This window comes from Xanthomonas sp. NCPPB 3200 (genome assembly GCF_056393585.1).
The window spans coordinates 183,693-198,520 of the sequence record NZ_CM150785.1; the positions used below are offsets into that span (position 1 = coordinate 183,693).

A 14,828-nucleotide genomic window follows, 5' to 3' on the forward strand; every position below is an offset into this window, starting at 1 on the left:
AGTTCGTCATTTTTGTTCGTCGATTAATTACTAGGAGTTTTAATCATGAGCACTGCTCTCGTCATCATTGCAATCCTTGCTGTCGCAATAGGCGTTCTGTCGCTTAGTCAGGCGACACTGGGCGTGGGGGTCATTGCTATAGGTTGCTTCATAGGAATTCTTGCAAGGATTGCGCAAGCCTCCGAGCATAATAGGGCTGCAATCTTACGCGGCAACTCCTAACAATTCGTTCAAGCCAACGCCGCTTCCCAGGGCGGCTTGATTGGGACGTTAGACGTTACATTGAGGACGGGGTCAGATTCATTTAGGCATCAGCCCCCGTTCCTTGTCGAGAGCGAGGGGCTGCCAACCGTTTGATGATAGGTGCGTCGCGTCATCGCCTCAAAGCGACGGAACGGGACCCCGCTGTTGTTGCTCCTGCGAGCGCTGCTGTTCCACTACCAGCTCTTGCGCGCGCTCCTGCGCTAGTAGCTGGTTGACAGATTCCAGTTGGGTATAGCTCTCTTGAACAGGCCGAGCCGCAGCGTCGGCCGTTGGCATATGGGCGCGCAGCATGGCCGGATCCTTTGGATCGCCTTGCACTACAAACAGGGTCTGCGCAGTGGGCGAGTCTTTGGTCCTTTCGCTGAGTAGCACGTGGTCCACCCGGGTTAGTCCGTTGCCTTTTGCTAACGTCAGTAGACTCGCTGTCATCCGTTCACTGGTAGCGTCGAACGTGCGGCCGTTGGCGGCGTCCAGCTGCTCCACTTTGCTTCGGATCTGCTGATGCATGGCATGGTCCGGGTGCCCCGCTTCTGCAGGGGTCAATGTGCGGCTTGGCTCATTCGGTGTCGCCAGATTGGGAGAGCTAACGCCGTGTGCGCCAGTGTCCTTGAGCTGGACCATGCCATAGCCGTCCTTGCCAAGGTCAATGATGTTGAAGGTCTTTGCAGATCCTAGCTCCAGCCCGTTGCGCTCCAGCTGTCTTGGATCCAGGCCCAGCGATTTAAGATCGATGCGAACTTCCGGAGGCTGGCGGTCATGCGCAAGATGCGCGTAGTTCTGCGCGATGTGACTGATCGGATTCACGCCATAGTAGTTCCGGTAGTTGGAGTCGCCATGCGGGCCTAGCGTGCCACTGCTGTCGTAAAAGCAGTGCTCAACAGATTTGGTCAGCGCATCGTTGCGGGAAAAGGGCTGCTTGGTGAGTGCATCGTAGGTCAGCCCATCCGCAAATTGCGGAGCGCCGTTCGGTTGTCGCACGACACACCGATTACTCGACCGGTCGAGCAACTCCTTCTCAACCACACTGTCGGGCATCTCAGGGTTCAGATGTTTGATTCGATCATGCAGGGCACGCATTCCCGAGATTTCCGACAGTGCTTCGTCTGCGCGAGTCGAATCCAGGTAAACACGGGTAGGGCCAGTCAGGTCGACCTGATGCTCGCGATCGTCGTAGGCTTCCTGCATCCGGTTACTCATACTCTTGCCGAACTCGGCAAGGGCGTTGGCACGATGCTGGGCCAATACGCCGTGCATCGTTTCATGGCCCATGACCTCGGTCAGATAGTCGATGCGCTCTGATCCTGCGAAGTCTTTGAACGCTGCTTCACTGATGTTGAGTGTGCCCGCCTTGCCGTCCTTACCATCCTGGAAGTGGCCGCCGTTGTTCTGTCCATGCGAAACAGCAATCGCGCCAATTCGACCTTTCTCAATGGCATCACCTAGCAGGTTCGACAGATAAGGTGATTCGGCGATTGTCTGGCGAATGCTGTCCTCTGCACCAGCAGGAAGTGCAGGGTCTTTTGCCATCTGGGCAAGTAGAGGCTCGATACGTGAGTCAACCCGGTTCATGGCTTGCCTCCATCGATCTTGACGCTATAAACGCACTCTTCTGGCTTGCCTTGTTCATTGGTTCGATAGAGAAGCAATGAGACCGAAAAAATCTGACTTCCTCCGTTGATCGCGCGCCAATGCTGGCGTAGCCATCCACCCTGAAAAGGCCGCTGCCCGCCGCGCGTGTATCCCATCCCTTCGAGCGCTTTGGAAAGTGCTTCTGCTTGCCAGATGCAGGTGGGCGTAGGCACGCGCGTGGGGTCGCTATGGTCAGGTAGAGTCACTGCAACCTCTATCCGCGAGAATCCATCTTTCGTTGGGCGATGCGTCGCGTAGAGCTCATAGCCATCGACCAGAGGAACTTCCTTTACTTCACGCCACGGGTATGCCGGATCAGACGGTGGTCCAAGCTTGATGCCAAGTGCTGACTCCATCTGGGGATAGTCCAGATCCGCTGGCACTGTCAGTCCATCAATGAAGCGCAGCAGCCGGCGCTGCAATTCTTGCAAAGTAGTAGTCGCAGAGACGATGTCGGCACCGTTGTCGATACCTCTGCCCTTCTCTTGAGGGGGCGGCGTCGCTGTCGCAGCAGATGACGTACCTGCATCCCGCTTTGCTTCATGGGGTGTGCGAGCACATGCACTTGGCAGCGCTAGTGAAAGCAGCAGCAAGGGAAACAGGTTTCGGAAGCTAACTTTTATCATTGGGATCCTGCGACTCACGCGGCATCGCGCTGCTGGTCAATTGTCACTCGTGCCGTCTGTGTCATGAACTACCGCGCCCGAATCTGAGTGGCGCGATGGTGATGGATGGCGAGGGAACGTAAAGCTATTTGCGGGAGGGTGGGGATGCGCTTGGAGTAGCAATCTCTCTAGGTTCAATCCAACTCTGACCCTGGTGCTTCAAACGTTGACGCAAGGATCTTCCATCAACGCTTTCCAGATTGCCAGCATCAGCCAGTTGACATGTCACGCAGCGCGTAGCAGTCTTCTGGTCACGGAGCGTAGAAACTCCTAAGACAGCGGTACCCACCTCCGAAATCCCGGTGGGTTTTTTGTGCCTGCAGCTTCCTACTGGCGCAGCCGACGCGTTGCCTGCGTCGGGAGGGCGGCTAATACAACACCCTTCGGGGAAATACGCCCGCCGTCTGTCTTCGGTTTCTAACCTCCCGACATCCCGTCGCCACCCGGCGGCGGGGCCTGTTCGTCAAGGAGGGCTTTGCCATGCGTCGATCCACGTCCAGTCCCAAGCCAGCGCGCAAGCGCGCCACGGTGCCACCGCCCACCGAAATCGGCTGGCACTCGCTCGATCCCTCGATCCCGCCGCGGCCCTACCTCGAGCGCACCCCCATCCCCGAGCCCCGCCCCGATCCCAACAAGCCGCGCCGCCAAGGCCACCCGCGTGCCCCGCAACGCTGCACCGTCGGCTACGGCTACTACCCCGACAGCCACCAACGCATCCCCACGCTGCGTCTGCGCGGCCGCTGGCTGGAGCAACTCGGCTTCACCATCGGCAGCAAACTCAACATAAGCATGCGCAACGGCGAGCTGGTCGTCACCGTCGCACCTGCAGAGTGACCAACCCGCCGCACCCCACGCTCCGCGCGTGCACCCCGCAGTTGGAGAACTCGCATGGTGAATGACACCCTGGCCGGCACCTTTGGTACATTCCCGCACTTCGGCAGCAGATGGATGCCGTTGCCGGTCGAACGTGCGACCAACATCTGCACCGCCTGGCATCGACGCAGCGCCTCAGGCACGACCGCCACTACAAGCACGCCGTACGTCGTACATCCGTGCGCCGCATCTATGGGCGGCTACACCCGCATACGCCACACCACGCGTTGGCGCGTACGCGAAGAGCCGGCAGCGGGCAGAGCGCGTTTCGACCAGGCCATTGGCCTGTTGCATGCCGACCTGCTCGCCTACATGCGCCGGCGCCTGCGTGACCCCGACACCGCCAATGACCTCACTCAGGAAACGCTGCTCCGCCTGCTGGCCTATCGCGACGCGCCCGACATCGGCGACTACGCACTGCTGATGTACCGCATTGCCCACAATGTTGTGCTGGAGCATTGGCGCACGCGCCACCGCCGCCACGCCAACGCCCACGTCGCACTGGACCTGATCGCACAACTGGCCGCAGACGGCGCCCACGTCGACCAGATCGCCGACGCCCGCCGCATCCTGCAACACCTGCACACCCACACGCTGCCCGCACTGCCGCCCAGATGCCGCCAGGCCTTTATCCTCAACCGCATCGACGGCCTCACCTACCCGCAAGTGGCCGCAGCCATGGGCATCTCGATCAAGATGGTGGAAAAGCACATCAGCCGCGCACTGGCTGCGTGCAGGAATGCTTTGTAGTTGAAGCCGATCAATAAGGCTTGACGAAGACAATTTCTGCGCGAGATGATAACGACGATTTTTAGCTGCGGCATCTTGATGTCGTCTGCAGCTTCGCCAGCTGCCAAAATTTGAAGGAATAGGACATGGAAGTTCTGAAGCCCCTGCGGCTGCGTAGTTACGCTTGCGCATTGTTGCTAAGCACCGTTTGCGGAGTCTGCGCGCAGGAGGTCAAGCAAGAATGGACGGTTGTTGCCAAGCACCCAGAAATTCCAACCACAACCGTTGGCGTTTTCGACAATCAACATCGTGCAATTGAGGCCATGGCGCAAATCGCTGGTCCCAGCGATGCACAGTATGCGTATGGTTTAGCTACGCATGTGAAAGAAACAAAAACAAACGAAGACCAGACAGTTACGCTCACGTACTGGCTTGGTAACGATCAACCTTCCGATCCCGAATGGACTTACTCTGCACTAGGTAGCTCTTACGCAACTGAGGCCGAGATGGTTGCACGTATTGAGTCCTTCTACACTGAATTTAACGAATGTGGCAAGGTTTCGCTGAAGCCAGCAACCGAGTGGACGCCATATTCGGCGGAATTCGAGGGTCGTTTTGATTCAAAAAGTTTTGATGTTGTATCGAACGTAATTTATGACGATGGAACGTGCTTGCCCGTAAAGCACACCGGGTTCGGTAATCGCCAGCGCAGGCTATTTTGTCCTTTATATACGACCTGGAACGATGACTATCAAGCCTGTGTAAATCTGGAAATATTTGCTTACTTGACCGGGCCTTCTTTAGAGGATACGTGTTCGGTTGGTAACCCGTGCGATGTAAAGACCGGGGAAAAATCACAACCTGAACAGGATTTCGATCTTGGATGGATACGTCTCGTTCGAACGTTTCGGTCCTCGCAGGTTGGACGGCGATCCAACCTTGGGGCGGGCTGGTTCAACTCACATGAAGTCAGCGTTTCTGCAAGTGGCTCTTACGCAATACTTGCTGAAGGAAACGGGCTTCAACGCAATTTCAAATCGGTCGGAAATTCTTTTATTGCTTCTGATGGTTCTGGAGATCGGCTTGAGAAAATAGCTAATGGATGGCGACTTTTTAGGTCGGATACGGTTTCGGAATTTAATGCTACAGGCGCGTTGAGCTTGGTGTCGAAGGACGACGGTACTTATCTTCGATATGCGTACGATCGGTCATCGAGGTTGGAGTCGATCACGCACTCGACCGGCCGCAAGTTGGTTTTTAACTACGCTGATGGTTCCCGTTATGCCCAGCTTATTCAAGTTGCGCTGGACGGGGTTGCGTTGGCTACTTACGCTTACTCTGACACTTTCCCGGACAGCGCGGTGCTGGAGAGCGTGACCTATGCGGACGGGCGGGTCAGGTCATATCTGTATGAAGACGAGGATTTTTACCGCTTCCTGACCGGCGTGGTCGCGGAGGATGGAATGCGCTACAGCACATTCACCTACAACGCTACGGGGCGTGTTGTGTCAAGCCAACATCACGATGGCGCAGACGGCGTGACGCTTGATTACACCGATGGCGCCACCGTTGTAACCGACGCGTTGGGGAAACAGACGACATATACGCTGAGCCAGCGTTCCGCAGGTCCTAGAAAAATAGATGACATCACCGACAGCGCAGGCACGCTCAGCAGCGATTATTTGGACGCAAGTGTCGATTTTCGTCGGCGCTTGAGAGCTTCTACCGATCGTGCCGGGGTTGTCACGCAACACGCCTATGCCGAACTTGCGGATGCTGGCGTGCCAGTCAATGTGCATACGGTCACCGAGGCGGCTGGTTTACCCAGCCAGCGAATCACAAGTACGCGCACCACTGTCGACAGCAATCGATTGATGTCAGTTCAATCAAGTGACAAGAAAATAGGCTATGTCCGAAATGCGCGGCTGCAGCCGCAGCAAGTCATCACGACCGACGTCGCAAGTGGTCAGACCAGAGTTCTCAGTATGAACTACTGCGAGGCAGCCGATGTCGCTGCTGGTGGAGACTGCCCCGTGCTTGGCCTACTGAAGTCCATCGATGGCCCGCGCACGGATATCGACGACCGTACGACCTACAACTATTACCCCATCGATGCTGCCGGGTGCGATACCGGCACCGGACCGTGCCCGTATCGCAAGGGCGACCTCAAGCAAACCATCAACGCCCGCGGCCAGATCCGCGAGAATCTGAGTTATGACGCGGCAGGCCGCGTTCTTTCTGCCGTTGACGAAAACGGGGTGCTGACCGATTACAGCTACCACCCGCGTGGTTGGTTGGCATCGACCACGGTGCATGGCGCTACTTCCGGGCAGAATCGCGTCACCACGTTGGAGTATTGGCCCACCGGCTTGGTCAAGCGCATCACCCAGCCCGACGGCAGCTACGCCACGTTTGTCTACGACCAGGCCCAACGCCTCACCGATGTCACCGATACGCTGGGCAACACCCTCCATTACGTGCTTGATGATGCCGGCAATCGTCTGGAGGAGCAGACCAAGGATGCGCAAGGTACGCTCAAGCGTAGCTTGAGCCGTATTTACAACCAATTGGGCCAACTGAAAACGCAGGCGGACGCAGCCGCAAATCCCATCGACTACGCCTATGATGCAAACGGCAACCTGCGCTTGATCACCGACGCATTTGGCCGTAGCACCCTGCAAGAGCACGATCCGCTCGGTCGGCTTGCGCGCACCTTGCAGGACGTCGATGGCATCAAGGCCGAAATCAATGTGGGTTACGACACGCAGGATCGCCCGTTGCAGGTCAAGGATCCCAAACGTCTGGACACGCGCTACACGTACAACGGCTTCGGCGATACCCTGAAGCTGACCAGCCCGGACACCGGCGTCACTAGCTATACCTACGACAGCGGCGGCAACCGCGCCACGCAGACCGATGCACGCGGCATCACGTCCACCTATGGCTACGACGCGCTCAACCGTGTCCTGAGCATCAGCTACCCAACCACCGCCTTCAATATCAGCTACACCTATGACGTCACGCAGAGCGTGTGCGCCAGCGGTGAGACCTTCACTGTCGGGCGGCTGGCTAAGCTCCAGGATGGCAGCGGTACCACCCAATACTGCTACAACCGCTTCGGCGAGGTGGTACGCAAGGTGCAGACGGTCAACGGCAAGGTGTTGGTGTTGCGCTACGACTACACGTCTGGCGGCCGTCTGCGGTCGATGGTCTACCCTGATGGCACCACGGTCGATTATGTCCGCAACGCGCAGGGCCAGGCGACCGAGGTTGGGGTGACGGCACAAGGCGGCAGCCGCCAACGTCTGCTGAGCGGAGCGACCTACTATCCGTTTGGCCCATCTGCCGGCTGGACCTACGGCAACGGTCGCACGTTGGCACGCATGTACGATCAGGATTACCGCCCACAGAGCATTCAGGACAGCCGCACAGGCGGCCTGGAGATTGGCTTCGGCTTCGACCCTGTTGGCGACCTCACTGACCTGACCCCGGCCGGTAACCCGACGCCAGAGCTTCAGCTGACCTACGACGCGCTTGGTCGGCTGACCGCACTAAAGGACGGCAGTACAGGTACCGTGATCGACGGCTATAGCTACGATGGCACGGGTAACCGCATGAGCGCCAAAGTCGGCGGCGCCACGCAGGCCTACACCTATCCAACGACCAACCACCGCTTGAGCGCAGTCGCAGGCGTGGCACGCACCTACGACAAAATGGGCAACACCCTCACCATCGGCGGCAAGGCACGCGAGTACCTGTACGACACCACCGGGCGCATGACCCAGGTCAAGCGCGCAGGTGTCGCGGTCATGAACTACCGCTACAACGGCCGAGGCGAGCAGGTACGTCGCTACCTGGGCACCACCAACACCTATACGCTCTACGACGAGGCCGGCCATTGGCTCGGCGACTACGACACCAACGGTGCACCCAAGCAACAAGCGATCTGGCTGGATGACCTGCCGGTGGGCCTGTTGGCCAACGGTGGTCAACTGCACTATATCGAACCCGACCACCTAGGCAGCCCGCGTGTGGTCGTGGATGCCGCCCGCGACGTTGCCGTGTGGAACTGGAGCCTGAAGGGCGAAGCCTTCGGCAATACGGCACCCAACCAGGATCCGGATGGAGACGGCACCGCGATGGTGTTCGACATGCGCTTCCCAGGCCAGCGGTTTGATACAGCGAGCGGGTTCAATCAGAACTACTTTCGTGACTACGACGCGGCGGCAGGCCGGTATGGGCAGAGTGATCCGATTGGATTGAGTGGAGGCATAAATACCTACTCTTACGTCAGTGGGAGGCCGGTTACATCACTTGATTTCTTAGGTCTTGAATCGCCAGGATCTTTTAATAACGGTGGACATCGAATGTCCTGGGAAAACGGTGCCAAGCGCCTGCCGGATTATTTTAAGGTTCAAGCGGAATTGTATGTATTTAGCGGCTCATTAACACTTTCCAGAAGTGGAAGGGTTTTTGTTGCCGGTGGGTTCGCTAGAAACTATCCTAGGATGAATCTAAAAAGACCTGGCACTTCAGCGTCAGTTGGCTTTCTAAATCAATGTGAAGAGCCAACGTCCCAGCGCGTTGACGACTTTATTGGTGGATTTGGTATGAGTGGAGCCGGCGGATATCGCGTGGTTGGTGGGGCAGCCGTTTGGTCGCCGGGACAAGGATCGGCCACAGAAATAGGCTTCGGCGTAGGAGCAGGATTTTCGCCTGGAGAATTGAGTACAGAAGCCTGGAAGATTGGCGATGGCTGGTAGAATGGCTAGCCGCTTAGTGTCGGGGGTGGTATTAATAATAATTATATTTGCTTTCATAAAAATTATTATAAATTATGATGGATCGAATAAAGTTGCAATGTCTGATCTAAGACTTGCCGCTCGTAATGCCGCGCCTCGCGATTGGGAAATAATTTCGGAGAGGAGAATCAATAAGTTTCTGTTTACAGGATACTCGTATGAAAGGCTGGTGAAGGGAGATGTTTATGAGAGTTTAGAATCCATTAGAGGGCGGCTTCTCCGTGAAGGTTTTCGCCCAAAAGAAGAAAGTAAGTCCTTGGCTCGCTATCGAGGTATTTTTTGTAGAGGTAGCGCGGCTATTGATGTGGAGATAAGTTCGTCCGGTGTTGGGCGCAGTAAAGTTGCGACAGGCGCGTACTGGAGTTCCCAGCAAGGAAGTTCTCGATATTGTAGATAGGGTTCTAACTTGTTGACGTGGCTTCTGGAAAATTTTTGGAGAAGTGGGGTCAAATTAACTGAAAGTCAGCCTGAGCTTGTTCTGATGAATCCCAAGAGCGGGAGCAATGACGGAAAGTAGCGCTTCGACAACTACCGTTCGATTCAATTCCTCTGGAGCTGCAATGCCGCCCGAAGTACAAGAACTGCAAGACGCCATTGCGTCCATTCCCGGCATTACCGATGCAGCGGTGGACAAGGTGGATCTTTCTGATGTCACGGAAAGCGATTTCAGTCTTCTTCCGTATGCCGACCTGCCGCTCGGCGCGTTGAAGCGCACAAAGGGAGGCTTGGCCAACGAGCTTGTCATCTCCGTCAACTTTGGTATCACGCGCGATCCGAAAGGCCTCAAGGCACTCGAGTTCCTTTCCTGGTGGGTACGCGATTCGGCGCGAGCGGGCGAGCCGATGCAGATCAGGAGCGTTGCGCTTCCACCCATCGGCGATCAGTTTGGCACGTCACTTCGCTTTTGCATCGATTATTTCTACGCTGATCCAGAGCAGGATATCGGCAAACTACTGTCCAAGGTAGGGAAGTTGGCCGTTGAGCTCAACAGCGCAAAGGGCTTATATCCTCAGGTCGTTGCGTCCTGATAATGCAGTCAGGCCAAACCTGCCACCGCGGATGTCCTCGCGCAGCTGCCGACGCAGCGGGCAATTGGGATTGCCGAGTGCCACCGCACAGTCAGGGCTGCCTGTTACTGGCCTTGGCCTGATCTCAAGCTAGGCTGAAGACGCTCGCTTCTCCATCCCTCGTGTCGTACGCCACTAATGCCTCCTGGAAGGCGTCAGCGCTGCCAACGAGGTCACCGTCACTGCTCCAGATGGCAGACCGACCCGCTCCTATGAAGGTGTCGGCGGGGCCTACACAGTTCGCCATCAAGACAGTCATGGAATGCATTTTTGCAATCGTCGGATAATGACTGTAGGCCGATGTCACGCCTCTTTCCGACTTGGCCACGCTTGCCAGGTACACGCCAGCACCTGACGCTGCAGCTTGTTCTGCATGGCTTGCCTGCAGTGACTCATAGCAAATGGCAGGCGCCAACAGCTGATCTGCGTGTCTGAGCACAAGCTGCTCGGTACCGGCGGTGAAGAACGGTAACTCGTCGAGATGCAGCTGCTGTTTGGAGTAGCTTGTGCGCTCCAGCCCCGGTTGGAAGCAGAGCATGCTGATTTCGATACCTTTTGCCCCCTTCGTGGGCGCGCCAACGGCGATGAGCATGCCGTACCGGTCACTTGCCACCTGAAACGGATCAAAGCGCTGATCAGCCGGCTGCACCGCCAGCGCCTGCGCCAACCCGGGTTCGTAACCGGTGAGGGACAGCTCGGGAAAGACCAGCACATCCGCACCCCTGCTCGCCGCCAGGCGAATGACATCGAGGTGCTTACCGATGTTCTCTTCGATTTGGCCAGGCGTCGAAAGGATTTGCGCAGCTGTCAGCTTCATTGCCTGTCTCGTGTCCACGTGTTGGGGTTTGAGCGTAGCGGATTCCGAAAGGCGGGTGACCCGAGCGCGCTTGAAAGCCCGGATATACTGCTCGAACGCCTACACTTTCGAAAGCGAGACGTCTTGCCTCGATGCCTATCTTCAGCGCCGGTCAGGAGGATAGGTTGACCGGATGGTTACCGGTCGTCTCCAGCGTGCTTGGTTATAGATCAGGGTGCGCCGCACTGAAGCAGGGACTCATTTATTGAGCACCTTGGTTGTCCACACCTGGTCGTAGTCGGCATTGTGTGCCTTGGTGAATCCGTTGGCATCGCTGCGTCCATCGTCGACTTTCTGGCCATCCTTGTAGATCACGTAATGGCGCCCGCCGGCAGCCTGGTCGCCGTGGTAATGCAGCTGCATCCGGTACACCAGCCTGCTCTCTTCTACTGCTGGCGTCGCCTGCTGCCGTATAACGCTGCTGGCCATTTGCTGTATCTGCAATAGCGGTGTCGTCTGCTGCGGATGGGCCACGACCCAGCGCCTGAAATTGGCCTGGTCCTGCGCTGACGCTTGCCCGGACGCTGGCCAGATGTAGAGAAACGTTGCTGGCATATTGGGTACTGTACTGACGGCCGGCATATGCCACTCGTAGACCTGTTGCTTGCCGTCGGCTGTCGTCATCTCGAGCAGGCGGGCACTGCCTTCCGATGGGTTGCCGGCGGCACCCGACAGTTCACTGATCGGCGCCAGGCCGGAGCCCGGTACGGCGCCCGCCAGTGCCACTAGCAGGTCGCGCTGGTTTGTCACTTCCTGTTCGTTCAACGACAGCGAGCGCAGGTAGCGCGAACGCAGACTGAAACGGTAGCGCGTTTCCTGCAGGATGAATTCCCCTTCGACCCTGGAGGCTTCGTGCCAGTCGTGTCCGGGTGCCAGATTGACGGTGCCGTGCATGATGCAAAACCCCTGCTGGGACTGTGCCGCTGGCGGAAAGGGCGATGCGCTGCTGGTGATCGAGGCCAGGATTTCCTTGGTGCGCCGTTCGGTGATGTCCTGCAGGCGGCTGATGGCGGTCTTCTGGAAACGAAAGGTGGTGCCATCGCGACGGGCGAAACCGGTGACCTGTACGACATTCGGGTCGAGCGGCAACGTGTCTTCCGCGTGTGCGACGATGACCCTGCCATCATCCTGTGCCAGTGTTTCCACCGGCTTGATCAGTTGGCGCACCTTGCCATCGCTGGCCGATGCTTGTGCGCTCAGCAGGCGCTGCTCGTAGCTGGCGGCGTCTTCGCGGTAGGTATCGATGTCGCCCCAATAAAACTGCGCGGAACTCCCCAGAAAGTGCAGGGGCACATCGGTCGTCACGGCAAGACGCCCGATGCAGTAACTGGTCTTGACGGGATTGTCTGCCGACGGCAGCAACGATTTGTTGGTGGTGTTGGTTGTGCTGCAAGCGACAAGCAACGCCATGGCAGCAAGCAACGGTGCGCGCATCAAACGCGTGGTGGAACGTCTCAACGCAATTCCTTCAAAACAGCAATCGGCAATGATAGATGACGCCGGTCTACGTGGTGCGTCACCCCTGACAAGGTCTTCTGGCACGTCCTGCTGCTATCACCATCCATTGGACTGATTGCGGGATCGAGCGAGCCGAATTCGTTGTGGTCGTTGCGGGCCACCGTAAACCGCAACGCGCTGCCTCGCATCGACTTTTATGTCGCGTGGTGGTCGATGGCGTGCCTGCCTCCGTTGCGCCTGCCACTGCAAGTGTGCGGCGCACCGGAGTGGCTAGGCTTGCGATTACTTCTTTCGGTACACCCCGCCGAAGGACACGTTCATTCCTCCGCATTCCAGGTTGTCGTCGGCCAGCAGCATGTCGCCCAGCAATTGCAGGCGCACCTTGCAAGTGTCTTCGTTGACCTCGACGCGGTTGCCTTCTGGATAGCCGCGCGCGGTGACCGAGCCCGTGTGCGGACCGCCCGGCGTCTGTTCCGGGTCGGGAAAGGCGCTGGGCCAGTACGCATCGCCGTTGACGGTGATGCTGCCGTCTGGGTTGGTGGTCAGTTGCAGCGTGTTGTCGCCGTCGTGCCAGTGGCCGTTCCACGCCTGCGCTGTGGGCGTGGCCGCGCTTGGCTGCATCTGCAGGCTCGACTGTGCGACCCAACCAGCATTGCCGCCTCCCTTGTTGGGATAGAGCACGCAGACGTAGGCATTGCGGCGCTGCGCCGTCAGGACGATATCGTTCTTGACCACGTAGGCGCGTCCCTGGCATGCGGCCCCGCCCGTGTCCGGGCAGCCATCGGTGTCCTTGAGCAGGTACAGGCGCGGCGGGATGACCTTGCCGAGTGAGAACGCCACCGGTGCACTGGTGAACAACCCATTGCGGCAGGTGGCATCGTCGGCGGCAGGCGCGGCGTGGACCAGTGGCGAAACGCCCAACAGGGCAAGCATCCAGGCCTTGTGCATGGCAATCACTCCAAATGTGGCGCGGTAGTGTGCGGCAAACCCGGCCGTCTTTCAGCAGGAAAGTGCCACCACACGCCACGCACGCCATAGCCGCGCTGACCACGTCCTGTTCCACGCCCGACGCAAGCGCGGGCCGCCGATTGCGGCGTGGTGCGGCGTTGTGCATTCGCCTGCGGGAGATGCGTACGTCTGAATCACGCAGTGGACGTGTATGAGCCTTCTTCACCTGGGCAGGCAGATGCTGCTGTCTCCAATCGAGAGGGAGTGGAGCATGAAACAGTCACTGTTGGTCCTGTCCATCGTCGCGGCGCTGGCGCTCGCTGGCTGCAAGCCGAATGCCGACAAGGAGGCCGCAGCGCCTGCCGCGTCCACCGAGCCGACGGCGACCGGTGGCGCGGCGACCCCGACCACGCCGCCTGTCGGCGAAGCCAGCCCGGCGCCTGAAGGCGCGGCGCGCGCGAGTTCCGGCGACGACATCGCCCTTGGCTTGCTCGGGGCGGTGGACAACCACGAGATCGCCGCAGCGAAGCAGGCGCAGGACAAGAAGGTCACCGGCGCGGTGCTGGAGTACGCGAAGATGATGGAGAAAGAGCACACCGAGAACCTGGACAAGACCAAGGCGCTGGGAACGCTGGCCGAAACCCCGGACGTCAAGAAGCTGGAGAGCAAGGGCGAGCAAGACCTGTCTGCGCTGGGGCAGAAGTCCGGCAAGGACTACGCGGCGGCCTACATCGATGCAATGATCGCCGGGCACAAGGACGCGCTGCAGCTGATCGAGACGCAGATGATGACGGTGGCGTCGACCGAGCCGGTCAAGCAGCACCTGACCGAGACCAAGACGCACGTCGAGCAGCACCTGGCGAAGGCGGAAGCCATCAAGAAGGCGATGTGAGCGTGCGCGTGGCAGATCGCCGGTCTGCCACGCCTGGTCTGCAAGCGGCGAGTGAGCGCGACGTCGCCATCTTGAGCTCTAGGGACCTGCGCGGACGTCGATCAAACGTGCTCTGGCAATGCGGTCGAGCCCACGTCGCGTTGCCGTAAACGCGATGGCAAGCGACCTTCTGCTCAGCGGCAACGATCGAAGGTTCTGACACCCGAGCAATACGAAAAACTCAGATAGACGATCTCATCGACTCCATCCTTGTCCAGGTCGACGACCTGGACGAAGCCGGCGTAGTCCTCCTTGACGATGTCGTCGTTGACGCTGACGTCTTGCCAAAGCCCTACGATCTCTCCGGCACGACCCGGGCTCAGCCTCTGATCCTTTGCCGTTGCAATTGTGGCGATGGCCAGCAGCGCCGCCATGACGTAGCTCCGCATCCTTGCTCTCCCTGCAGGTTGAGGCCATAGCCTACAACCCTTGGGAGTTGGCCAGCGCTGCCTGAGCCCTCACCACTGCCGCGCTTGTTTGATTTTCGTCAATTCCACCGACACATGAAATTCGCAGTGGGGGTGCTTGACTGCATGGGTCAAGAATCGTTGCGGAGTTGCGCATGAGTGCAGTCACGGTAGAAAGGGTCGGCCAGGCCTTGAGTAG

At 58.4% G+C, this 14,828-nt stretch carries 11 protein-coding genes; 5 read left to right on the plus strand and 6 right to left on the minus strand.

The features are described from left to right. Positions 1-381: 381 nt before the first annotated feature. Together AC06DU_RS00735 and AC06DU_RS00740 are read right to left on the minus strand one after the other, a co-directional pair. Complete coding sequence (locus tag AC06DU_RS00735) at positions 382-1,833, minus strand: XVIPCD domain-containing protein (RefSeq protein WP_478203248.1); 1,452 nt, start codon at positions 1,831-1,833, stop codon at positions 382-384. After that, positions 1,830-2,519: a hypothetical protein gene (locus tag AC06DU_RS00740; protein ID WP_478203249.1), complete on the minus strand. Its 690-nt coding sequence runs from the start codon at positions 2,517-2,519 to the stop codon at positions 1,830-1,832. The genes AC06DU_RS00735 and AC06DU_RS00740 overlap by 4 nt, the downstream gene beginning before the upstream one ends. Before the next feature lie 519 nt (positions 2,520-3,038). Between AC06DU_RS00740 and AC06DU_RS00745 the strand changes: the two genes are divergently transcribed. From AC06DU_RS00745 to AC06DU_RS00760, 4 genes are all read left to right on the plus strand, one after another. Further along, positions 3,039-3,392: a SymE family type I addiction module toxin gene (locus tag AC06DU_RS00745; protein WP_478203250.1), complete on the plus strand. Its 354-nt coding sequence runs from the start codon at positions 3,039-3,041 to the stop codon at positions 3,390-3,392. Positions 3,393-3,446: 54 nt separating this feature from the next. Beyond that, positions 3,447-4,181 (plus strand): RNA polymerase sigma factor, encoded by a 735-nt coding sequence (locus tag AC06DU_RS00750; protein ID WP_478203251.1) that lies wholly within the window; start codon positions 3,447-3,449, stop codon positions 4,179-4,181. Between the two features lie 125 nt (positions 4,182-4,306). Continuing rightward, positions 4,307-8,923: an RHS repeat-associated core domain-containing protein gene (locus AC06DU_RS00755; protein WP_478203252.1), complete on the plus strand. Its 4,617-nt coding sequence runs from the start codon at positions 4,307-4,309 to the stop codon at positions 8,921-8,923. Between the two features lie 599 nt (positions 8,924-9,522). Next, complete coding sequence (locus AC06DU_RS00760; RefSeq protein WP_478203254.1) at positions 9,523-9,990, plus strand: hypothetical protein; 468 nt, start codon at positions 9,523-9,525, stop codon at positions 9,988-9,990. A gap of 124 nt (positions 9,991-10,114) precedes the next feature. On the opposite strand, the gene AC06DU_RS00765 is transcribed toward AC06DU_RS00760, so the two are convergent. The 3 genes from AC06DU_RS00765 to AC06DU_RS00775 form a co-directional block, all read right to left on the minus strand. Next, positions 10,115-10,846 (minus strand): carbon-nitrogen hydrolase family protein, encoded by a 732-nt coding sequence (locus AC06DU_RS00765; protein WP_181097813.1) that lies wholly within the window; start codon positions 10,844-10,846, stop codon positions 10,115-10,117. A 237-nt stretch (positions 10,847-11,083) separates the two neighbouring features. After that, entirely contained in the window at positions 11,084-12,343 is a 1,260-nt protein-coding gene (locus AC06DU_RS00770) for a hypothetical protein (protein WP_478203256.1), read from the minus strand. A 282-nt stretch (positions 12,344-12,625) separates the two neighbouring features. Then, positions 12,626-13,291, minus strand: a complete 666-nt coding sequence (locus AC06DU_RS00775) for a hypothetical protein (protein ID WP_184380731.1) — start codon at positions 13,289-13,291, stop codon at positions 12,626-12,628. 271 nt (positions 13,292-13,562) lie between these two features. On the opposite strand from AC06DU_RS00775, the gene AC06DU_RS00780 reads away from it, so the two are divergent. Continuing rightward, the gene (locus AC06DU_RS00780; protein ID WP_478203258.1) at positions 13,563-14,183 is read left to right on the plus strand and encodes a DUF4142 domain-containing protein; all 621 of its coding nucleotides are present in this window, start codon (positions 13,563-13,565) and stop codon (positions 14,181-14,183) included. Positions 14,184-14,356: 173 nt separating this feature from the next. Here AC06DU_RS00780 and AC06DU_RS00785 read toward each other — a convergent pair whose 3' ends face one another. Continuing rightward, positions 14,357-14,596, minus strand: coding sequence for a hypothetical protein (locus AC06DU_RS00785; RefSeq protein WP_478203260.1), 240 nt, complete (start codon positions 14,594-14,596; stop codon positions 14,357-14,359). Positions 14,597-14,828: the final 232 nt, after the last annotated feature.